Consider the following 24659-nt stretch of genomic DNA (forward strand, 5'->3'; position numbering starts at 1 on the left):
AGTTTTACAGAACAACGTTCTGAGAATATTTCAATCAAACCGGATAATAATTAAAGAGGGTACCCACGACGGACACCCTCTTTAATTATACACGTTCTTATTTGAAATACCACATTGTTTACATTGTCATCACATTACAATACCACTTCTACTCGTTTACCTGTTGCCGATACGGCATACACTTTGAAGGAGCTTTGCCAAGGCGTGCGCACATCAAACGTTGCTATGGACGAAGCCTCCAACACACCGTCTGAAATACAAACCATTTTCCCCTCTTCTTCGTTTACTACCTCATAAGCCACTACATTCTTCCAGTTTGTCATAGTCAAAACCTGCCCGCTGCGAGTCGCTGTTCCGGGTATAATGTCCGCTTTGGTCTTATAAACTTCCACTGTATTGTCTGTAATATACTCCAAAGCAACGTCCGGTTCCGGGAATCCCAAATCATTCACCCTTTTGATAATGTTGTCGACTTGAGATTGGGTAATCTTCATCCGGCCTTTTCCGTAATCATCTATTTCCACATCGACAGGCGTCAGGAAGCCCCATTTCTTGAAGAACCCGATAAGGTTTTTCTGCGCTTTCAGTGAAGCGATATAAACAAACTCAAGCTGCTGTTCTCCCGCCGTCGGCAAGTCGCTGTGTGTCCTTACATGCTCATATACATCGGGATAGAAACCTCCCTTGTCCGATTGTTGAAGTGGAGTTCTCCCAAGCACTTTTCCGAAGTATAACTCTAACTGCCACAAAGGAACCAGCTTGCAGAACACGTCGTTGTCGCCGAATGAAGAGTAGGAAAGCTGCGGTCTCGGAGCGACAAGGCTTGTCCATGCTTTCGAATAGCGGTTGCGGATACCATTCCCCATATTCTCGGTTTGCAGGCGGGACGGACGATCGAATACGCTGGTTTGTATATATAAAGACATCACGTTGTTGGTCACCTCCGTCGTACCCAACCATTTGAATCCCGGACGGGTTTGGTTGCAATGCCCCACTTCGTGAGCCGGTCCCCAAGGAGCCGCTTTAAATTTATTCACATCGCACAATTGTTGCAATGTATCGTCATGATATGCGGTATGATACCAGGTGGCGTACATATAGCTATGATACATTACGTTGAAATACATGCGGTTTCTGAAGACTTTATCGTATCTATACAACCCCATGAATTCCATTTCAGAATTCACAAGCAAATCATAAGCGTCTATCAACGCTTTCCCGTCGGGCGTCAATGTCCGGAACCGATAAGTCGGGAAAGTAAGATGGGCGTATTTCCCTACCAGATCGAAATAAGGATCTACAGCCTTATCGAGCAATCTCTTCCAATCTGAAGGCTGATGTTTGTTCGAATCGAAATATCCGTTGACACTTCCCGAAGCAAAGTGTATTTTGATAGGTTTCGCGTTGTCGGCTTCTTCGATCGTCGATGTATGATACATCACATAAACCAATCCCTTGGTAGACATGCGCAATTTGTTCACTCCGGGATTTAGCGCATAATATGTCCCGCCGAATCCGTCGCCCTTCGGCTTGTCCAGATTCTGCACACGCAAGCTGATTGTTTTCCCATGCGTGTCGCCTACGAAAACAATGATTGTCTCATTCTCTTTTACCGAAATTCCGGTGGGGTTATCCAACAATGAATACGCATTCGTCTTGTGCGTGCGGGCCATTATGTCAGGATGAGGGTATGCCTTGAACTCATCTATACGGAATTCTCTGTCGTACTTTCCTTTCAGCATATGGTAAGCGATGTTTTTAAAGAAAGGATATTCGCATTTCAGAATTTCTTCTTCGGTGATGCCCGGCTTCAAATCGCTGCAAGTCTGGTCGCTGAAGAGTGTCGAATAGTCGAAGTTCTCGGGATTCTTCACATAAAACTCCATTTCGGAGCAAGAGGCGAATCCTTTTCCCGTTCCGAATCCGCTCTTCACTGTAAAGCGGAAAGATTTGGCCTGAACAGATTTAGGAAACTCCATTTTGGTAGCATGGGCTACGTTTTGAAGCACTTTACTCATGAGCGGTTTAAAGAAACTTCCATCCTCGGAATATTCGATGTCCACTTCTTTAAACCGGCCATTGGGATTCCCATCGCTTCGCGGATGATAAACCAGGTAATCTACCGTTGAGAGTTCCTCAAAATTGTAAACCAAATGGATAGGAAAGTAGTTTTCCGGTTTATTATCCCAATTGGAGTGATACAAACTGGTATAATCTCCGTCAAATGATTTTTCTATATTTTGACCTTGCTGGAAAGAAGATGCCGTACCGCTTACCACTGTTATCTTGATATCGTCTTTTATTTCATCGCCCGGTTCGGCCTCATAGTTCCCCAATCCTTTTTGAGTAATGGCAATAAGCGCTTTTTTCGGAGCTATATCATTGACGCCGGCATCCAATATTTCTGTTATCTCAATAGAGGCTTCACGCGATTGTTCATTCGTGGAAGCTCCTACTGTGTAGGAGTAATCAGTGCTCACCATTTCGGGAGCGCGCGTTCTTGAAGTTGGTTTGACCCATTCGGGAACTCCTTCGATTCCCACTTTTACGTTGGCGGTTACCGTGAATTTGATATTGCCTCCCGAAGCGTTAAGCAAGAAAATCTGTTGATCGATAAGGATAGCCGGTTCATAACCCAATTGGCGGACTTTGATTGTCTTTGTCTGCTTATCGAATGTAAGCGTTATTATCGCTTCGCGAACCAGTCGATCGTTACTTTCATCAACGGAAATACGTAAAAAATTTCCGGAAGGGGTAGGATGACACCAGCTTTTATCAGCCGTTGCGCTCCAACCGGTGATATTGGTTTTTACACTCACCTCTTGAACACCGGCACCATTTTCGAAGTCTACCACTTCTTTCCCCACAGTAATAGTCGGGGCAGACAGCCCATCGTCGCTTGAAGAGCATCCGATGTTGAGCAAACATAAAAATAAAAAGTAAAAAAATAATATATTTCTATTCATAATGCGTTGATTTATGATAAAAGGCGGGAACATGAGTCGGTATAATTCATTCAACTTATGCTCCCACCGGGGTTTATAGAAGCTGCTTATATATAAAGCGGCATTGTAAATTCATATCAGCCTTTGCTATAGTTTGTCTATAATCCAAGCTTCATCATGTATCTCGTATATATAGATTTCGGCCATATTCCACCATTCTTTTCCGGTCCAAGTGGATGGATCAGGTCCGTTCAGCGGATCTTTAGAACGACGAGCCGTAGGCAAGAAGCGAACATAATTATAATTTTTGTCTGCTGTCACATACCCGTTGGCCGTACCCGGCTGTCCTCTTCCGGACGGAAGCGTATAGGTAATTTCACCGATTTTGTGCCATTCGCTGTCGTTGTCACCGCCGGTGTCGCTCACCAATATATCCGTACGTTTGATATCTCCTCCACCATCACCATTATGACGTCCGACATACTCTATCGTAAACTTCTTATAAATCGGTTGGGAGAAATTGAATTGCAAATAATGCGGCTTCTTGCCCGGAGAAGTAGGACCCCAGAAAGAGTGATAGTAAGTATTTACCTTCCTGTCTACCAAAGCAGGTATACCACCACCGTCATTAGTCTGTGTCGCATTGGCCGTAATCATGGACTCCGTCAGTGTGACTTCTTTTTTCTCGCTCCACTCAAGCGAACGGCTCTTCACCGTCAACGGAGAGGCAGTCTCCAACCCTGTAGGACCGTATGTTTTCACAGTGAATTCATACTCACCCGCAAAAGCAAATGTGGAATCCAATTTACATGTTGTCACATTCTTGTCTGTCAGTTCTTTTCTGACATTCATTCTCCTCGGCGTATCCAGATAAGTAATTACCACTTTCGAATAATTCGCTTTTTCAGGTTTATCCCACGAAAGTTTAATAAATCCTTCACCCGGTATTGCCATCAGATTAACTACATTGTTGGGAGGAACAGGAACAAATGCCTTCTGATTAATAGTCACGACAAAAGAACTCTCTTCTTCTTCGTTGTTACTCTTAATCGTTACTTTTCCGGTACGTGGTTCTTGCACTTCATTCGGTTGAACAATGAGCACCAATTCATCATTTGATATACCCCTTGTTTTAGGACGAATTTGAATCCATTCTTGAGCGTCTTCCGCAACAGTTACGGTATATGAGTCATTCCTCCATTTCTGCCGAATGGGACACGGACAATATCACCGGCATCCTCTACTTCAAATTCTGTTTTTCCTTCAATAGGCACCACGATAAATCCTCTCTTATCTTGCTTGATAAGCAATTCCTTAGTTACATTGTAATTTAAGGAAGATTGGAGAATAAGCATGCAATAACGCTCTTCCAGTTCAGTGTTCTGATCAAGATTCAATGTCAGATAAACGATTTCCGAATTGTCGGATTCTCCTCTACCGGACGGAGTGTAATGCACCCAATTACAAGTATCCGGAATAAGCACATGGTCTACAACCAGATTCGTGCGCAAAGGTATCTCCAATGTTTCGGCTGTCGGTTCCACAGTAGTGGTCATTATATTCTTGACCATTTTAAAGTTCTCATTTTCTACGATCTCCAAAGTCGACTCTTTTCCGAATTGTCTCACTTGAATATCATACTTCTGATGCCCATAAGCAATTGTTACCAACGCTTTTCTTTCTTTGTAATTGTTGTTTTCACCTGCATTGACTGTGACTAAGCCTTCCGCTTTAGACACCTCACACCAGGGAGCGTTAGACGTTGCCGTCCATTTGTCCAAAGGAATATTTGTTTGAACAGGTATTTCTTTATTGCCTCCTTCAAGGGGTAGTAAAATAAGCCCCTGATTTTTATGAGACACTACCAAACTCGACACATGAAAATCGGTCTCATAATCCGGCGAACATGAGAAGAATCCGCCGGCTATTCCAATCAGGCCTATCAGTGTTATAATAAATATATTCTTTTTCATAACATTTCAAATATTAAAAGTTCTCTATAGTTGATCTGCCCGGGGGTTAAATTCATAGCGCAATTTAGCTTGCACTGTTTTCATCGGACCGGGAGCAAAAGAACCGTCGTTTTGTTTTACTTTAAGCAAACGATATTTATAATGTACACGGAATTCTTTATAGAATTTAGAGTTTCCTCCTCCTAACACCTGCATTTCATTCAACAGGAAAGTATTGTCATATTCACCCAGCGGAGTCATCATTTTTACCTCCATTTCTTCTTCCTTATAAGGTTTGATAGTAATATATCTCGCCAAAGGATTTTCCGGAAGTTGTTCTCCCACTTCGATAATAATACTCTTCTGGTTGATTTGCCGTAAAGCTTTCTTATAGTCGCCGTACTCCTCATCTCCTGCAAGGAAACGAACCGAGTTTTTCGTCAACGGAAATGCTGTCAACGAGTTTGTCGGTCTTCTCAATGTAGCGGTTCCGGTCGGAGTAGTGGCAGGAGTAATCACTTTAGCACTATTATAACTGTATGCCATCTGCCTTGCGGTCGACGCATAATCGTTCTTCCAGTGAATACGAAGCAACACATGACGCTTTTTCGGATTATACGGAGTCTCCGTATCTTTGTCAATCTCATAATTCAGCATATAAACACTGTCCGGTGATAGTTTGCTCAGGTTTTTCAAACGGAAAGGAAATAACACCTGAGATTTACCGGCAGGAATATCTTGTCTCAACTCCGGCTCTTCATAACATTCAACAGGCAGTCTTCGCGCATAACGTTCAGTTTCGATATCAAAATTCGATTTATTATAAGCATTAAATAAAGAATCGGAATTTATAAGAGAAACGGAATATGCTTGGTTGGAAGGCCGAGATCCGCTCAAACCGGCTACAATATTGATGATTGCGCCTTTTTCACTCGTTTCATCCGCCATATCCACCACTTGCCTGTCAAACACTCCTTCTGTGTTTTGAAGCAAATTAATTTCCTTACGATATTGTTCCTGATCAAAATCGTAGCTGTTGCAGGCGCCTAAAACAGCACATACTGTGCATAATAATATAGAATATTTATATTTCATGTCTTACAATATTAAAATAAATTATCTTTCCCATCCCGGATTTTGCGCCATGCGAGGCACTTTAATCAACTCATTGTGATGCAGAGGCAGGAACACCATCCTGGGTTTAGACACACGGTCGCGAATATTTTGTTCGTTAATTTGTACGAGATTCCAAAAACCTATATTTCCATTCTGGTCGGTACGGTCTCTGTTTACATCAAGTCCTTTCCAGTTTTCCGACTGTGAATCGTCAAGGAAAGTACCCCAACGACGTGTATCGAAGTATCGGTATCCTTCATTGAAAAGTTCCACTTGACGTTCGTTACGGATAACTTTCTCGAAAGCATCTCTGTCGGCAAGAACAGCTTCGCTGACCGTAGGCAGACCTACGCGATAACGAATTTGACTGAAATATCTGTTCATTTCAGCAACATCTCTGGTCACTGTCACAGGTTTCAGCTCACCCGTAATGTCATGCACCTCAACGGTCTCACTGCCTTGGATGTTGTTCATGGCCTCAATGTATTCCAAAAGGACTTCAGCATAGCGGATGATAGCGAATGGCTTCACCATTACCGTGGTACCGTTCACCTTTGCATAAGAATCGTCCGGATGAATATATTTTACCGGCACATATCCCGTAATACAATAATCGTTCGGGTTGTTTCCGGCACCGGCCTTACCCGCTTCCTGATCATCATTCGAATACCAGAACTGTTTGTTTATAAAAGCCTTATCCGCACTGGCGGTATTCATCTCCCAATAACGTCCCGGGAAACCGATAGAAGCATAAAAACGCGCCGAACGGTTGTCGTACATCTTCGGAACTCCGGCCATCAATTGATAAGTTCCCAATACTTTCGTAGTCGGAGTCACTTGCGTCAAATCGGAAACATATTCTTCAGACTCATTTACCGTCTTACCATCATTCATAAGGAAGCAATCGACTACTCTTTGCGGAACAGACATACCGCCCCATCCCTGATACTTTACAGGGAATGAATGACGCGTGTATCCTCTTACATTACCTGACGATTCTACCGCCCAAATAAACTCTTTGTTTACCTTAGGCATACTTTCGCCCGTAAACATGTCGGCATAAGAATGGAACGGATCAATATTTCCGGCACCATCGGGGAAAGTTCCTGTAGGCACACTCGGGTGTATAGGATACGGATTTGTTTTGTCTTTTTCTACCGTATGCAATTCATAATAGCCCATATCGATAACCTGTTTGGCTGCCGCTGCCGCAACTGCCCAACGCTTGGGATCGTACTCCTGATTCACATAATACACTTGATCGCTTTCTCTCAACCAATTGCCGAAACATCTTTTAGCAGAAGCTCCTCCATTAAACGTAGGTGATGCTTGGAACAAACGCAAACGCGCAATCAGTGCCAAAGCCGCTCCTTTAGTGGGGCGCTCGAAAAAGTTCAACGATTGTTGTTGAGGGCCCAGCATTCCTTTCAACGACAGTGCAAACTCATTACATATATAATCGATCGATTCATCGTACGTACTACGTTCCCTATCATAGTATTCGGCAGGTTTATCGGTAGTAATAATCTCATCACCCACAATGAGACAAGGGCCCCAGTTCATCAGCAGGTGATAATAAGCATATCCTCGAATGAAATGCACATAAGCTTTGTATTCCCGTTTGTCTCCGTCGGTCATATCTTGCACATTCTCCACATTGACCAACATCTTATTGCAACGAGCGATAACCCGATACATATCATCCCACAATCCCCAGTTGGGAATATAATTCTCATTAATATTTCCCACAGAGAATTGCGCTCCCCAAAACTCCGAGGTCTGCCATTTTACGGTAATCTCGTCCGACGCTGTTTGTCCGGGATTCCAAGAACTTCCCCAAATCTTTCCCGGATCGGGAAACGCTGAGGGCGTATTCCACAAATAACCTTCGGCATTGGCCTGGCTGTGAAAAATAGAGTCTTCTTTGAATGTAGCCTCAAAGTAGCGATCTACATCTAAAAAATTACACGAAGTCAGCAGCATTGAGCCGAATATCGCTACCCCGGTAATATATGTCAATATCTTCTTTTTCATATATAAATATCTGTATTAAAATTTGAGATAGACCTGAAATGTATACGTAGTGGGAATCGGATAAGCAGCCCCATTGTAAGAAGCCTGTTCCGGGTCGAAATACTTCACTTTATCTATCGTAAATATATTATTGGTAACAAACTCTAAATCGATTCCAGAAAGCCCCATCTTCTTGATCCAAGGCTTAGCATGCAATTTATAACGAAGACTCAACTCTTGGAAACGAAGATAAGATCCGTTGCGTTTCCAGAAAGTAGACAATTGAGAGTTATTGGCATTGCCTCCATAAGATAAACGCGGGAATTCTGCGTTCGGATTCTCAGTATCCGTTGTTCCCGAATACCATGCCGGCGTCCAGCGGTTTTTGGGGTTATTGGCCAATTTGATAACATTACCCAACTCTCCGTTGTAGAACGGAATCCAACCGGCATCATTACCTCCAAAACCGGAACGGTAATACTCAACTTTCGCAGCTCCTTTGAACAAAACAGCTACGGTCAGATCCTTATAGTTGAAATCCACGCCAAATCCATACATCACGCGGGGAACTTGATTGCCATAAGACAAAGGCACTTTATCATCGGCAGTAATTCTGCCATCGCCGTTTACATCGCGATACTTGATGTCACCCGGACGGACACGTCCGAACGAGCTTTGCTGATCAGGACTTGTATTGATTTCTTCTTTGCTCTTGAACAACCCTTCTGCAATGTAACCTCGTATCAAACCATAAGGTTTGTTGGTTACACTCAAATAGTCATAAGGAAGTTTGTTCTCCTCAAAATAATCTACAATATTCTGTGAGAACGTGTAGTTGGCGCGTAACGTAAAATTCATTTTCTTATTTATCTCATGGAAATATGAAATATTACCGTCCGAACCGTAGCTGTGCATACGTCCCACATTGGATTTCGGGAAAGTAACCATACCTACATAGCGGGGCAAAGTAACTCTATCCTGGAAGATATGATCGCGTTCGTCGCGGAAGAAGTCTACCGTCACAGAAAGCTTATCTTTGAAAAATTTCGTATCGATACCCAGATTCGCTTTTTTGGCAACTTCCCATGTCAGATTATCGGCTCCGGTTTGTTTTTCTCTGATTCCGCGACCTACATATCCCCAATATACCGGAGCGTGATGGTCTATCAAAGTCAAATAAGGGAATCTTCCGCCACCGATTTGGTCGTTACCTGCCAATCCGTAAGAAGCGCGTATTTTAAAGAAGCTCAACCATGGCATGTTTTTGTTCACCCACTTATAGGCCGTAGGCACCCAACCCACAGCAATTGAGGGGAAGAAACCGAAACGGTCTCCTTTTTTAAATTGGGCGGAACCGGTATAACCAAAGTTTCCGTCGATAAAATAGCAGTTATTGTATCCGTAAGAAAGACGTCCGGACAAGTTCTGACGACGTTGAGGAATTGCGTTAATTCCCAATGCGTCGGTACCCCAATTGGAACCTTGAGCATCCTCCATGTAATAAAAAAGAAGCGCGCCCACATTATGATTGCCGAAAGAACGGTTATAATCGGCTTTAGACTCCATATAATACTTCCGGAAAGTAACAGTATTCGAGGAGTAAACCATATCCTGCTGTTTGTGACGCAAAGTTTTAATCAAGGTACCCTGGGAAGTACGTCCCGAAGCACGATACAGGTTCGGACTGATGAACCGGCGTTCGTTAAAATTCCCCACATGCTCAGTCATGGCCTGCGCCGACAAAGTCAGTCCTTTGAGCGCGCCGGTGAATTTCTGCGACACTTTAAGCGTAAGCACGTTCCGGTTATTATCTTGAGAACGGTATCCAGTGTGGTTCAACATTACATAAGGAGAGATTAAATCATTTCTGCCGTATGTAGGCATTGTTCCATCGGAATAAACAACCGGAAACATTAACGGGTTAAGCAAACGAACGGCGTTCCACACATCTTGCGTACTTTGTCCACCGGGAGTAGTGTAATTTGAAATATGCCCATCGACACCGAAATAAAGTTTGGTGTTTTTGGTCAGATTCATATCGATATTGGCGCGATAAGTCAATCTCCGATAAGCCAGCGGCTCGTCAAAAATATTTTGTTCCTGACGATAAGCGGCCCCTTCGTCCTGATATCCCAGAGAAAGGAAATAAGTAGCGATATCTCCACCGCCACGGGCACTGACATAATAGTTTTGTTGCCAGGAGTTACGCTTCATGATTTCATCGGTCCAATTCACATCCGGATACAAATCTTTATCCAAACCGGATCGTATCAAGTCGAGTTGCAAGGTAGTATAGAGGTCTTCTTGTCCGGACATGGCACGCGCTTCGTTGGCAAGCAATGCATAGTCGTAAGCACCCAAATACTCAGGCAAGCGTTTGATGTGAGACATTTTCACAGTAGCGCGACCGGTAATGTTCAACTTATCTTTTCCGCCGCGCTTGGTAGTTACAAGCACAACACCGTTCGCTCCGCGTACACCGTAAACGGCTGTAGCCGAAGCGTCTTTCAAGATACTGAATGATTCCACATCATCCGGGTCGATATCGTTAAGATTTCCTTCCAATCCGTCGATAAGCACCAAAGCGCCGCCTCCGGCACCAAAGGTACTGATACCGCGAATCCAGAAGTTCGAAAGATTCTTTCCCGGCTCACCCGAAGTCTGCATGGTGATAACACCTGCCAACCGACCACCGATCATGTTGCTCAATGAAGTGGCCGGAGTCTTAATTTGGCTGACATCCAGTGAAGAGATGGCTCCTACCACTGAAACTTTCTTCTGTGAACTCAAACCGGTGATAACTACTTCTTCAAGACTTTCAGAGTCCTCGGTCAACACAATTTTCAGTTTAGGCATGTCTTTATTGATAAGAGTTTCCACCGATTTCATACCAACCGATTGTACCACCAAAACCGCATTAGCGTCTACTCTGATTTTAAATTTACCGTCTAAATCGGAAACGGTTCCTTTTCCGGGCATGTTTTTCACATAAACAGTAGCACCGGGAAACGGTTCGCCCGAATCATCCACAACAATACCCGATACTGTAAATTGTTTCTTATCCTGGCTATATGCATCTAACGGCGATAAGACCAACATGCATAATATAAATAATATATAGTTTCTCATACTTTAAAGATTACTCAATGGATAATTTACGAATTACTCTGTTATACGTATCTGCCACGTATACAGTCTGTCCATCTTGACTGACCGCTACTCCAAAAGGGAAATTGAATTTTGCGATATCCGGACCTCCATCCTGATGGCCTTTGGAACCGGGTATACCGATGGCTGTAGTCACAGTCGCTTTATCCTGCGGAAGCGTTGTATCGATAGTACGTATGCAACAATTCCCGGAGTCGGCGATATACAGTTTCCCGTCTTTCGTAAAGCAGATCTGACGAGGATATTTGAATTTTGCATTCTTCAGCAATCCGTCTTCCCAGCCTTTACCGGCAACGATTCCTTCCCAGCATGCTTTTCCGGCATAGGGTTCGCCGTGGTATTCGTTAATATCTTTATCTTCCAACTGGTCGATATCCACAGTCCAAATCTCGTGCTTATCAGCCAGGCAGATAAAAAGCTTGTTTGTTTCAATCGGACTAAAGCTTATGTATGTGTCTCCTCCCCCATGCACTCCGATACTTTTCAACAGCACTTCCGTACGTCTTGTTTTCGGGTTGATACGCACCAACTGACCGTTATACATCACAGTATAAAGTTGCTTGTCATTCTTATTCACCACAAAGCTATACTTCCAGTTTCTCGTATCGATCTCCGGATATTGCTCATTCTTCAGCGCCAACAATTTACGGGGTTGATAATCCAATGCTTTGGCCATAGCCAGATAATGCATCCCCAAATCCGCCGGCACATATACCGTCTCCAATCCTTTCTCATCGGAAAAGGCCGGAGCATTGGGGCGCTCTATCTGATTCTCGGAAAGGAGAACTACATCCTTTCTCGTCAACGAAGCTTTCAAGACATTACCGCTTGAACCGTTTCCATCGGTTTTCTTACAATAAATATCACCGCCTTTTTCCGCGCTACCCGAGTCGAACGTACGCTCGACAATAAAGATGTTGTCTTCATCGTCCAAACAGATAAATCCCGGAGCCGACAAAGTCGTTGAGTTCAAATCCGCCGCTTTAGTTGGCTGAGGATCCGTAGACACCTGCCCTATTACAGTAGTCACCGAAGTTTGAGTCTTGTAAATAAAAGGATGGGAAGACTTGCCCGAATATACTTCTTCTTTTCCGGGCATCTTCCGTTCTACAACTAAATCAATGTTACGCTTGTAAGTAAGTCCGGAAGGGACATACACATAAAGTTTCTCACCGTTAGACGAAACCAGACCGCCTTTACGCCTTACTTGGTCTTCGTCAACAAAATACACACTCAGTCCGGTTGTGTCCGCACCGAAGTTTTTCCCCTCAATAATCATAGGGGTCGCAATTCCTCCCGAGTCGGGATAAAAATCTTCAATAACAATGTCCTGATTGGGGTTAAAGGCTGTACCGCCGCCTGAATCTTTTTTGTCGGAACAAGACATGACCCAACAGCAGATGTAAACTGCCCCCAGCAGTTTCAGTGTTGTGTTTCTCATTTTAACGTGTTTTTAAAAATTAGTGAATAGATAAAATAGTTTTTCTCACTTATAAGAGAATCGAGTGTTTTATTTTAATGTATCAATTTTGTTTTATAATCAGTAAAATGCTAATTTTCTCATTGTGTTTATGAATTGGTTCAATCATATTTAGATTCCAGGTCATATTTAGATTCCAAGTCCGTTACTTTGTAGGTAACGGGAAACCTTTGCCCGAACCGTATTAAAGCATCTATATATGGAAAAACTCTTAAGAAAGTCGACAACTATTTTACCCCTGCTTCCGGACGGCGGCAGAGGGGAGGGGACCCTTTCTCAAAGAATAAAGAAAATTAATGGGTACCTAAAATAAAAAGTCACATTGATTTACTTGTTCTGTTCTTTTTTTTATCGTTAATCTGAAAAAAAAAGAATTTTATTTGTTTTTTGAAAGAAAAATACTCATATTTGCACCCAATATTTTCCCGTTACCTACAAAGTAACAGACAAAAAATCAGACTACTAATCCATATCCTGAACGTTTTACAAAATCGACTACCCTTCTGTTGGCTTCATCAATTTTCTTGTTTCTGAAAGGTTTCAAATAAGTTTCCGTCACCGTAATGGAAGAATGCCCCATGGCTTCGGAAATGATGCCGGGGTGTATCTCGCAATGGTAAGCCGTGGTGGCCCATGTGTGACGGGCGGTGTACGAACTAAGCCGGTCGGCAAGGCCGAGACGCTTACCCAATAATGCCAGACGGTAGTTGAAGCTGCGCAATGCCAGCTGATACTCGCGGTATGCCTCGCGACTGCCTTCCCGACTCCGAAGAATCGGGAAAAGGTAGGGGCTGTGGGGGTTGCGGTCCTTGTGCTTTTTCAGCAGCAGTATGGCTTCGGGAGTGAGCGTCACCGACAGGGAGCGACCGGTCTTGCGGCGGCGGTAGGTGATGACATTACCCCGTAAATGAAGATTAAACAAATCTTATCAAAACAATCGTTGCATTCTCACTCAAACAACCCTCCAGCTCATCTCATAACAAGAGAGAAAACACAAAGACCGTTTTTATTAGTATAAAGGTGTTCCCTTTCGGAAAGAGAACACCTTTCTTTTAGTCAATTATCAAAGCTCTTCAAAGAACTCTTCTTGATTTATCTTTTCGGATTTACAGTGATAACCAGCTTGGCAGAAGTCGTTCCCCAACCGTAAGTTACGGTAGCAGGTATAGTAATCGTATACTTATATCCTACAGGAGAACCAACGTTTTCATATCTCACTGTGTTACCATCCTGTACCAGTGTAGCTCCGGAAGGCAATTGATGATTGTTGTATTCCAAGCTTGTCGTAGCCTTAGTCACATCAAGCTTAACATCAGTGAATGGTCCGTAGAAATCCCAATATTTACCGGCAACCCAGTTATCAGTAATTTTCGTCTTAATCACCCACTTCCAGTCACCAGAGGTTTGTCCGTTAGTTGTACCGTCATACTCAGGCATAGCAGTAGGAGTATGAGGAACTTCTGTCCATTCTCCCGGAACCCATTCGTACTCAGCAGGCACATACTTGATATCTTTAATATAAGTATACTCAACCTCCTGACCTTCAAGGATCTTCACTTCAGTGTATTCAGTTTCACCTACTTTCTCATAGTTACTGTAAAGATTATGCTGGCCGATAAAGCTTTGAACTTGTGCTTCGAGATCAGCATCTACTGCATCCTTAGTCAACTTAGGTTCATTCACGTAGAACGTTTTATTTCCCCATACAATTAAGCCACCAATTTTCTTTATTTTATATGTTGCATGACCCGTGTACATGGTAAGATTCACACCGGCAGTGAATGAAACTGTACCTGTCTCAACACTAAACTCAGCCTCTTTCACAAGCTCGTAATGACCTTCTGTCCAAGCATATTGAGGAACGTAAGTGTTTTCCCAGAATCCTACAGTTTTATTCAGTTTCTCCCAATAAGGAGCTACAATAGGCTCACCTCTCCAGTCTGTCAGCAGACCATTGTGTTGGAAATCAGCTACATCACCACCATCAACCGCATCGGTAACTTCAACGCCACCAGGCATATTCAAGTTCACAGGACGGATGAATGTTACCATAAACTCATTTACAGTGATAACATCACCGCTATTAAGTTTGTATTTGTGTGCAACTACAGCCTGCAGACCTTTCGAACTGTTCAGAGCTTTTTTCACTGCTTCATTACTCTTATCCAAAGAAATAATAACACCATCAAGTTTCACACCCGCCATCACAGTAGAAGTAGGAGTACCGTTATTATAAGTCCTAATTATTTCATATTTATCTTCGGTACATGTACCCGCTGGCATATTCACTTGATAGGTAGAATAAGCTTCCAATATAGATCTCTTGAATACACATTCCTCAGCCGGTGATTCAGGAGTTTGCGGAACTGCCACGTTCACTCTATATGCTACGTATGTGTCACCGTCTTTTTCCCAATAAAGATCATTCTCTTTCTTATTCAGTGTAAATTGCGGCAATACCACTTTCACATTGAATTTGAAGAATACTCTTTGCGGATATTCAGAAGAAGCAAGCTTGTTCTTAACAACCAGCGTAGCCACTAAATTAGCTCCTCCGGCACCGATAGCACCTACTTCACCATGTTTGAACTGCCAAGTTACTTTTTTAGTAGCCGTGCCTTGTTCGGATACACCTGCAATAAGCTGCGGTTTGGAGATATTGGAAGCCGAACCATTCTTAGTTACTTCCGCTTTTTCCAGTTCATATATACTCCAGAATTCTTCATGGCTCATTCCTGTTTCTTTACCGTTGGTAATCACACGATACAAGTTTTCACGCATGTATCTTTCTGAGATTTCATATTTCTCGGTTAAAGTGCTCTCACATTTGTAAACAATGTCGTCATAGGAGATACCGGCGCCGATATACATATCAGGTACTTTCACCGCTACAATTTCCACTTTCACAAAACCGCGACGAACAACGCGACCAGCCTCGTCAACCAATTCAACTTTGAGGATCGGAGTACGGCCAATAGCCTCTTTATTAAAACCTTCTGCCTGGAAAATTCCTTTTTCCGCATCGTTACACTTAATCCATTCCTGCTGATTGGTTTGAGTTCCCTCCGAAGAAATATTGTACTCAGAGCTTGCTACGGCAAACCGATATGACAACTTATAGTCTGCAACAGGGAATTCTTCATGATTACCATTAGCGAAGCAAGTAGCAACCAATTCCTTCAAATCGAAAGTTTTGTCATAAGCCATCTTATAACGGGCTTCTTGATCTTTACATGCATTGAAAGTCAAAGCATAATGAGCGTTATCGCCGTCTTCCAAAGTTGCTTTATCAGCAATACGAACATCCTTTTTACTCAAAATGAAGTCTTTAACCGCCACATAGGGAGAAGTAATAATAACGTCTGTTTCTTCTTTATCAATGGCCTCGCCTTTCAACATAGCCTGCAAAGCAATGATATTGATTTTATTCCATTCATTATCATTGGGTAACATGTTGCTCCATGCGTTCAAGCGACGTAATTGGAAATCTACCGTACCTGTCACGGGATTCAATACCGGTTCTCCTTCTATTTCAACCAAACTGCTGGTATTAAGGGCGCGCCCTCGTCCGGTTACATATTGGTAAAACGTTCCAAGTTCAGCCCGACGATCAATATACTGATAATCTGCATTTTTCAGCTTAAAGCTTACAGGATTGAAATGATAGCTGGCAGTAGCTAAGTTGGCGGTAGAATGTTTATATACTCCCGGAATCTCCGCATTCTCATTTGCCGGCATGGCATCATAATTCAAAGAATTGAATTTGATAGCTTCGATTCCATCAACAAAATAGTTAGGAGCAAATTTAATGCTTGTCAAACGCGAAGTGATCAGTGTATGGAGCATTGCCAAATCGGGCATAATCTCCTCACTAATCTTTTTATTGATACTTGTGATATCGCCCTTGATGTTTGTCAATTCCTCCCGTATCTGCGGCAATTCTCTTTCAACTCTCTCCTTGAGCGCGTTGAAATCTTGACGCAGTGTAGCAATCAAGGCTTTCAATCCGGTTCCCTCGGTAAATATTTCCTTCCAAAGCTTGTCTATTTTACCCTCGGCAACTCCAAGATCGGCACGAAGTTGTTCCAATTTGTCGCCTTGTTCTTCAAACATACCTTCACTCAGTTCCTGATATGCTTGCAGAGCTCTGATCTGAGTAAGCAAATCCTGCTCCAATGCGGTAGAGGTACCGATAAGTTTGAAAATATCCTCAATGTCCTTGGTATTTTTAGCAACAGCACCGGTCTTAAGCGTATTCAGACCTTCTTGAATACCATCGATTCTACCGCCCAAAGCAGCAACGGCAGCATCGTACACATCTTGACTCACCTTGCCTGCAATTTGTTCCTCAAGCAAAGTCTTCAAAGTAGCTATTTCAGCTTTAGCTGCTTCTATAGCTTCTGTTTTCGCAGTTGCAGCCGCAGCAATTGCAGTTTGAGCTTTTGCTTCAGCTTCTTGAGCTTTGGCCATAGCATCGTCACCGGCTGTTTTAGCAGCATCAGCTGCAGCTTGCGCTTTAGCGGCAGCATCTTTAGCGGCATCAGCAGTTGTCTTAGCGGCATCTAAAGCAGACTCCAAAGTTTTGAGCTGGTTTGCAATGGTCTCCATCGCAGCTCCCTTTTTGTCAATCTGCTCTTGCAAGCCCTTGATGTCGTCATCGTAGTCTTTACAAGACGTGAATGTACCTGTAGTAGTCGCAAGTAATGCGCCGAACAGGGCAACACTTAAAAACTTTTTGTTCATAATAAAAACTTTTAATTTATAAATTAAAGGAAAAATAAAATTGGTTCTCTCATTCAACTTCTATAATTAATTTAATATCTCATTTTTCATTTGCTCTTTATACGTTTATGTAATTATCGTACTCGCACATAAATAGCCTATTAATACTCCCCAAAAAGCTCCAATAAGCATTCCGCAAAGCAAAGCCATATATATGACCGATAGTATGCCGTCTTCGCACCTTTCATCTTTATTTATTGTTTTTATCATTGCATATATAAAAAAGTAGTAATGTACATGTTTGAGTCATTCCAAACCGTTACTTCGTAGGTAACGGGAAAACCTTTGCCCGGACGCTTTTAAAGCATCTATGGTATGGAAAAACTCTTAAAAAAGTCGAAAAATGTATTACCCCTGCTTCCGGATGGCGGCAGAGGGGAGGGAGTCTTTTTTCAAAAATTAGAGGTCAACAAATCCCTAAAATCAAGAATTCATATGTTTTGCCAGATATATTCTCTTTTTTAGTCGTTCTTTTGAAAAAAAAAACAATTTTGTTTGTTTCTTTTCAGAAATATACTCATATTTGCACCGTTATTCACCCCGTTACCTACGAAGTAACAGACAAAAAATCAGACTACTAATCCATATCCTGAACGTTTTACAAAATCGACTACCCTTCTGTTGGCTTCATCAATTTTCTTGTTTCTGAAAGGTTTCAAATAAGTTTCCGTCACCGTAATGGAAGAATGCCCCATGGCTTCGGAAATGATGCCGGGGTGTATCTCGCAATGGTAAGCCGTGGTGGCCCATGTGTGACGGGCGGTGTACGAACTAAGCCGGTCGGCAAGGCCGAGACGCTTACCCAATAATGCCAGACGGTAGTTGAAGCTGCGCAATGCCAGCTGATACTCGCGGTATGCCTCGCGACTGCCTTCCCGGCTCCGAAGAATCGGGAAAAGGTAGGGGCTGTGGGGGTTGCGGTCTTTGTGCTTTTTCAGCAGCAGCATGGCTTCGGGAGTGAGCGTCACCGACAGGGAGCGACCGGTCTTACGGCGGCGGTAGGTGATGACATTACCCCGCAAATCGCTTTTGCGCAGATAGGCCAAATCGACAAACGGCAAACCGCGAAGCAGGAACATGAGCGCGAAAAGCTCTTGCGCGCGCTTCAACGGCGGGGGTACGGAACCTTCCCGGGGGAGGCTGCCGAGCACTTTGCGCATCTCGTCGCCGTCGAGGGCCTTGCGGCGGTCGGCACGGGTGCCGGTGTAGACCGAACGGAACAGGCGGGGCACGTGCTCAGCCTTGCAACGGTCCACCGCACGGTTGTAAACGGCACGCAACGTGCGCAGATAAGTGGATACGGTGTTCCAACTGCAACCGCGGGCACGAAGGCTGATCTCGAACTTCTTCAACCATTCGGGGGTAATGTCGCGAAAACCCAACGACTCGCCGCCCTGAAAAGCGAGAATCGCGTTCAGACTGCTGCGATAAACATGGGCGGTTCCCTGATTGCCGGAGTGCTGAAGTTCGCCCGCAACCTGTCTCATGAATAAAATAAAGCTGTTCATAAATAAAAATACATGTAAAAAAGGTTCTATATTATAAATAGAAATAACGAAAATGGTAAAATAACCTTTCAAAATAACTACAAAAATGAAGAACAGCAACCGTTTTCGACTATAGTTTTGTTGTTTTTTTTGATATTTTTTATTATTAGTTCAAACGACAGATTCATGAAAAACTACATAAAACAGGGGAAGGAATGGGTGCAAAGTGAAATATTCAAAATCAAAATCATTCCTAATCATGATTTTTTGTACCTTACAATATGCATTCTACGAAACTCAATGCGAAAAGACTGACATGAAGAAAAACGAAATAAAAAAAAAGAGGATGCCCGTAAGGGGTGTCCGGGCATCCTCGAGATAGCTGCATGAGTACAACGTTTAAAGACTTTAGTGAGCTATCTCTTTTTAATCTAAGGTCAGATTTAGGAAAATCAATACAGCATCAATCTTGCCGGTCGGGCAGCTTATTCCAATATTCCGATTTCGTGATCCGCTCGATAGTCACCTTGCGGTCGCCCAGCCGGACGTTGACGGATTCGCTTGCCGGAACCGATACGGCGCGCTTGCCCACACCTCGCCACTTGAGCATATCCGCCGGCACACCTCTCTTCACGAGCGCGTCCACAACGGCTTTCGCCCTGTTACGCGAGAGCTGCATGTTGTAAGCGTCCGTTCCCCGGGCGTCGGTATACCCCGTAATCAGGAAGCGTGAACCGATATTCTCTTTCAGAATATCAGCAGCTTTGTCGAGAATCGTTTCCGACTCGGCGGTAAGCACATATTTGTCGAACTCGAAGTTCACGTTGTCGAACATTTCGCAAATGTTACGTTCGGCAGGAACACGTACTTCTTTTTCCACAATCCGTTCCACAATGCGTTCCACCGGTCTGTCCACTTCCACGTATCGCACCACCGGTGCCGGACGCTTGTCGTGTCCGCCGATGCGCCACATCACACGCAGGGTGATCTGGGCAAAACGGGGAGCCTTCTTATTGAAGGGAGTGAGGTATTCGCCCTGCAAACCCAATCCGAGAGAGTTGTTCAGCCATGCGTTCACACCTGCTCCGAACGATACGGGGAAATAAGTTTTCTTGTCGTGCGAGTAACCTTTCTCGTTCCATGTATCGTCGGAAATCCAACCCGCCTGCCCTGTGGGATCGTTGTAGAACACTCCCGTTCCGGTGGTCAGGAAGTTTTTGTGCAACACGTTTCCACCCACACGCAGGTAAGGCTCTACGTACTTCGACCTGAACATGGGGCTCAGACGCCATTGCAAACCGAGTCCGCCCATGAGCGTATAGTTGTTCTTGCTGTCGTTGGAAGTGCCCTCTTCCTTGCCGGCGAAGCCTGCCGTCCCTTGCAAGTCGAGGTAGAACCAGCGGTTCAATTCACGAGCTATGTAAAGGTTCGCCCCGCCCAAGAGATGTTTCACCTTGAGGTGATAAAGGTACTGATCGGGAGTACTTTGGAATCCTGTCACCGAAACCCTGTCCCAATTGATCAACATTCCGCCGGCACCGATTTCCCATGCGCGCTTAGGCTTGCGCTGCCGGGTATCTTGGTCGGCATTTTGAGCTTTTAATGCAGCAGTCCCTATTAATAACAGGACTAACAAACATACATAAAGTTTATATACTAATTTCATGATTATTTTTCTTTAAATTCTATTTATTTGGGCCAACCAGTAGGCGTAGCCTTTTGCTCTACCTCTATTTTATCCGTTGTCTTGAAGACCTTCTTTCTATAATACTTATCAGGTGTATCCTCCTTGGTAAGTTTAAAGTCAGGTACAACTCTATAGAGTACATAGTCCGGAGCAATCATCTGATCAACCACTTCCCCATGAGTTACCTTACCTTTTGCATCCGGCACCCATATGGTTGTTGCAAAATAGTTCTCCGGCAAAGTTGAATCCAAATAGAACTGATAATCATCATTAAGACTTTTGCAGAAGCGATCTTGAACGGTGTTTCCTGCCCCTGAGCCAATCTTTTTAGTCATAAGAACTCTGATATTTACTCCATCCTTTTTAGAATCTCCATCTGCATTCTTGAATGTCTCCAATTTTTTAGCTTCTTCTTGGGTGATTTCCCATATGCCGCCAACTGTAGCCGGCTTCTTGTATTTCAAGTAGAAAGGCTTAAAGGACGTTTTATCAAGAGTTCCCCACATGTATGTTATCCCCAGTTTCATATCCAAGGAAGCCGTTTTTGTCACAGGAGCAGGATATATCTCAGGAATATGAACAGGACTCGGCATTATCGGAGTTTCTCCGTAGAAATATTTACTCCCCTGAATAGAAAAATAATTCTTAACTTCATTCCACTCATACTCTTTGATTTTTGTCAAGTTTTTATTCAGAGTAGCTACTTCCGTGAAGCCCGGATTCGGAGACGGATAATTCATTTCTTCCCCGTTTTTCTCTGACTCGGTAAGTACTATAGGACGGTGAATAAGTGCTACTTTCTTGGCATTTACAAAATTTCCATAAAGGTTCTTCACTTTCCATTTGCTCCAATCGCCTGTTTCTAAATCTGCTGCTTCAATATCAGCTTTTACATTTTTCACCTTTACTACTTTGAGTTCCGGTTCAGGATATTCAGTCGGATACATTCCCCACACACCATCTACACATCTCTCATATTTATAATGTACCACTACAAAATGAGAATCGTACATACTTGCATAACTCAACCCCGTTGTCATCTGGCGCGGATATACCATCTCTGCATTGATGCGAGTCAGAATTTTGTTGGGAACTTCTGTATTTGCCGCTGCATCTTCCGGTTTGTCATTAATCAATACTAACTTCGGCGCTCCTTTTCTTTTAGAAATATCCTCATTGTTAGGAAGATCTGTTGCCGGAACAGTAAATCTACCATCTTTATCTGTCACATATTCCTTATCTTGGTTTTTCACACCGGGCAGTCCCTTTACTTTGGCACCTTGTGCTACTTTTTTCCCTTCTTTATCAAAAACTTGGAATATCACAGAGCCATCTTTAGGATCTACATACTCTTTAAGAGTACCATTGTAGTACACAGGCAATACATTCGCTTTTCCTATCTCAATAGAAATTCCCGGCTCACCGTCTTGCCCGTCTTGTCCATCTTTTCCGTCTTTACCGCGAAGGAATTCCCAGAAGTCGGCTACAGTATTCTTATTCGGATCCCACATCACTCCGGGATTGTGTGGATCGGGAGTTTTTCCTCCTGCTATTTCTTCTTTCCAAAGTTCATACGCACTCTTGCCGTCCTTACCGTCTTCGCCAGGTTTGCCATCTTTGCCGTAAGCCGGTTTGCCCGTGTCTTTCCCGTCAATCCACCAATTGCCGTTCTCGCCGATGGCTACTTCGGGCGACTTTCCGTCTTTACCCACAGCCGGTTTACCTGTGTCTTTGCCGTCGATGAACCAGTTATTGTTAGCGCCGATAGTCACGGTAGGAGTCTTGCCGTCTTTACCGTCCTCGCCTTTCGAAGGTTTGCCGGTATCCACGCCGTCGATGAACCAGTTGCCGTTTGCGCCGATGGTCACCACAGGAGGTTCGGCATCCTTGCCGGGCTCTCCCGGTTTGCCGTCTTTACCGCGTGCGGGAACCTTGGTATCCACGTCGCCTATCCACCAGTTGCCGTTCTCGCCGATGTGCGGCGTCTGTCCGTTCTCGCCGGTGGCTCCCGTCAGGAACTTCCAGAAGTCGGATATCGTGTTCTTGTTCGGATCCCATTTATTTCCGGGGTTGTGCGGATCGTCCACGTTACCCGTAGCGATTTCTTCCTTCCACACCTCGTAAGCGCTCTTGCCGTCTATGCCGTCTTTACCGTCCTTACCTTTCAGGAACTTGAAGAAGTCGGTCACTTCCACTTCATCCTTCGGCCAGTCGATCGTGCCGTCGAGAACCTTTTCTTTCCAGATTTCATACGCGCTCTTGCCGTCGGCTCCGCGGAGGAATTCCCAGAAGTCGGCTTGAGAAACTTTATCCTGCGGCCAATCCTCTGTCGGGTTCTTCGGATCTTTCACCTTCGGTCCCGTTCCGGCATAACCTGCCGCCACTTCTTCTTTCCAAAGTTCGTACGCGCTCTTGCCGTTGTCACCTTTCTTTCCGTAAGCCGGTTTGCCCGTGTCTTTGCCGTTGATCCACCAGTTGCCGTTCTCGCCGATGGCTACTTCGGGCGACTTTCCGTCTTTACCCACAGCCGGTTTGCCTGTGTCTTTGCCGTCGATGAACCAGTTATTGTTAGCGCCGATAGTCACGGTAGGAGTCTTGCCGTCCTTACCGTCCTCGCCTTTCGAAGGTTTGCCGGTATCCACGCCGTCGATGAACCAGTTGCCGTTTGCGCCAATGGTCACCACAGGAGGTTCGGCATCCTTGCCGGGCTCTCCCGGTTTGCCGTCTTTACCGTGTGCGGGAACCTTGGTATCCACGTCGCCTATCCACCAGTTGCCGTTCTCACCGATGTGCGGTGTCTGTCCGTTCTCGCCGGTGGCTCCCGTCAGGAACTTCCAGAAGTCGGATACGGTATTCTTCGCCGGATCCCATTTCTTTCCGGGGTTGTGCGGATCGTCCACGTTACCCGTAGCGATTTCTTCTTTCCACACTTCGTAAGCGCTCTTGCCGTCTTTACCGTCCTTACCTTTAAGGTATTTGAAGAAGTCGGTCACTTCCACTTCGTTCTTAGGCCAATCGATCGTGCCGTCGGCCACTTTTTCCTTCCAGAACTCATACGCTGAAAGTCCTGTGTCTCCTTTCGGCCCCTTGGGCATGGTAATGTCAACATCCGTGCAAGACGTTGCCCAACCTATCAATAACAAACTGATTATTGATAAAAAAAATGTTTGTTTACTTCTCATTTTCTTAAATTAAGTAGTTAAGTTTAGAAATTCACTAATGATCTATAGTATAATAGTTAAATTGTCAATTCTAATTAGTAAATAACAGCTATCATTCATAGTTTTCGAAATATAATATCAAACAATGTTTCTGCACTTCATTTATAGTTCAAGTAAGGTTTCATGATATACTCTAAACTTCCCGTTACTTGATAGGTAACGGGGGAATTGTCCATGATGGCAAATGATTATTGCAGCAAGAAGAAAAAGAATAAATAAAATAAACAAAGAAGTGTTCACATTATCCTTTGACTATGAAAGGACGAAGTGTTTTGAGGAAATAGAAATAACCCAAATTCTATTACAAAGGAATTGTTGTGTTATTTTTTTATTTATAGTCTATAAAAGATTAACATCCGCTCTAAAACTTGTGTATTGTATTCATTTAATTGTTTATTTTTAAAAGAAAAAAACTTTTTTTATTTGCTTATTTTCAGAATAATGTTCATCTTTGCGACATATTCCTCCCCCGTTACCTATCAAGTAACGGGCCGTAACTTTACACAGAGAGCACATACCCTGAACGTTTTACAAAATCGACTACCCTTCTGTTGGCTTCATCAATTTTCTTATTTCTGAAAGGTTTCAAATAAGTTTCCGTCACCGTAATGGAAGAATGGCCCATGGCTTCGGAAATGATGCCGGGGTGTATCTCGCAATGGTAAGCCGTGGTGGCCCATGTGTGACGGGCGGTGTACGAACTAAGCCGGTCGGCAAGGCCGAGACGCTTACCCAATAATGCCAGACGGTAGTTGAAGCTGCGCAATGCCAGCTGATACTCGCGGTATGCCTCGCGACTGCCTTCCCG

Annotated in this window: 12 protein-coding genes and 1 pseudogene; all 13 read right to left on the minus strand. The window is 43.9% G+C overall.

Annotated elements, in window-relative coordinates; genetic code table 11:
- Positions 1–134 precede the first annotated feature (134 nt).
- Entirely contained in the window at positions 135–2969 is a 2835-nt protein-coding gene (locus C234_RS0114130) for a M60 family metallopeptidase (protein WP_428829125.1), read from the minus strand.
- A 123-nt stretch (positions 2970–3092) separates the two neighbouring features.
- Positions 3093–4157: a BACON domain-containing protein gene (locus tag C234_RS16885; RefSeq protein WP_081688174.1), complete on the minus strand. Its 1065-nt coding sequence runs from the start codon at positions 4155–4157 to the stop codon at positions 3093–3095.
- Positions 4121–4918 carry a BACON domain-containing protein gene (locus tag C234_RS16890; protein ID WP_051290284.1) on the minus strand — a complete coding sequence of 266 codons (798 nt, stop codon included), beginning with the start codon at positions 4916–4918 and terminating at the stop codon, positions 4121–4123. The genes C234_RS16885 and C234_RS16890 overlap by 37 nt, the downstream gene beginning before the upstream one ends.
- A 24-nt stretch (positions 4919–4942) precedes the next feature.
- Positions 4943–5992, minus strand: coding sequence for a BT_3044 domain-containing protein (locus C234_RS0114140; RefSeq protein WP_027326289.1), 1050 nt, complete (start codon positions 5990–5992; stop codon positions 4943–4945).
- A 21-nt stretch (positions 5993–6013) separates the two neighbouring features.
- On the minus strand, positions 6014–8047 hold the full coding sequence (locus C234_RS0114145; protein WP_027326290.1) for a RagB/SusD family nutrient uptake outer membrane protein: 2034 nt from the start codon (positions 8045–8047) through the stop codon (positions 6014–6016).
- 15 nt (positions 8048–8062) lie between these two features.
- On the minus strand, positions 8063–11155 hold the full coding sequence (locus C234_RS0114150) for a SusC/RagA family TonB-linked outer membrane protein (protein WP_027326291.1): 3093 nt from the start codon (positions 11153–11155) through the stop codon (positions 8063–8065).
- A 10-nt stretch (positions 11156–11165) separates the two neighbouring features.
- On the minus strand, positions 11166–12635 hold the full coding sequence (locus tag C234_RS0114155; RefSeq protein WP_034538524.1) for a hypothetical protein: 1470 nt from the start codon (positions 12633–12635) through the stop codon (positions 11166–11168).
- A 493-nt stretch (positions 12636–13128) separates the two neighbouring features.
- A pseudogene (locus C234_RS16590) lies at positions 13129–13581 on the minus strand (tyrosine-type recombinase/integrase); the annotation flags it as partial.
- A 185-nt stretch (positions 13582–13766) separates the two neighbouring features.
- Entirely contained in the window at positions 13767–17417 is a 3651-nt protein-coding gene (locus tag C234_RS0114170) for a V-type ATP synthase subunit I domain-containing protein (protein ID WP_027326293.1), read from the minus strand.
- A 608-nt stretch (positions 17418–18025) separates the two neighbouring features.
- Positions 18026–18964, minus strand: a complete 939-nt coding sequence (locus C234_RS0114180; protein ID WP_027326294.1) for a tyrosine-type recombinase/integrase — start codon at positions 18962–18964, stop codon at positions 18026–18028.
- Positions 18965–19406: 442 nt separating this feature from the next.
- Entirely contained in the window at positions 19407–20609 is a 1203-nt protein-coding gene (locus C234_RS16595; protein WP_034538526.1) for an OmpA family protein, read from the minus strand.
- Positions 20610–20632: 23 nt separating this feature from the next.
- Positions 20633–23767 (minus strand): collagen-like domain-containing protein, encoded by a 3135-nt coding sequence (locus C234_RS16895; protein WP_161625919.1) that lies wholly within the window; start codon positions 23765–23767, stop codon positions 20633–20635.
- Between the two features lie 583 nt (positions 23768–24350).
- The coding region (locus C234_RS0114200) for a tyrosine-type recombinase/integrase (protein WP_027326295.1) at positions 24351–24659 on the minus strand (309 nt) is incomplete at its 5' end.

This window comes from Bacteroides pyogenes DSM 20611 = JCM 6294 (assembly GCF_000428105.1).
Classification (GTDB): domain Bacteria; phylum Bacteroidota; class Bacteroidia; order Bacteroidales; family Bacteroidaceae; genus Bacteroides; species Bacteroides pyogenes.

Coding starts and splice junctions, on each gene's coding strand:
- C234_RS0114145 (WP_027326290.1), bottom strand. CDS start 8,047: ATGAAAAAGAAGATATTGACATATATTACCGGGGTAGCGATATTCGGC.
- C234_RS0114140 (WP_027326289.1), bottom strand. CDS start 5,992: ATGAAATATAAATATTCTATATTATTATGCACAGTATGTGCTGTTTTA.
- C234_RS0114180 (WP_027326294.1), bottom strand. CDS start 18,964: ATGAACAGCTTTATTTTATTCATGAGACAGGTTGCGGGCGAACTTCAG.
- C234_RS16890 (WP_051290284.1), bottom strand. CDS start 4,918: ATGAAAAAGAATATATTTATTATAACACTGATAGGCCTGATTGGAATA.
- C234_RS0114155 (WP_034538524.1), bottom strand. CDS start 12,635: ATGAGAAACACAACACTGAAACTGCTGGGGGCAGTTTACATCTGCTGT.
- C234_RS0114170 (WP_027326293.1), bottom strand. CDS start 17,417: ATGAACAAAAAGTTTTTAAGTGTTGCCCTGTTCGGCGCATTACTTGCG.
- C234_RS16595 (WP_034538526.1), bottom strand. CDS start 20,609: ATGAAATTAGTATATAAACTTTATGTATGTTTGTTAGTCCTGTTATTA.
- C234_RS0114150 (WP_027326291.1), bottom strand. CDS start 11,155: ATGAGAAACTATATATTATTTATATTATGCATGTTGGTCTTATCGCCG.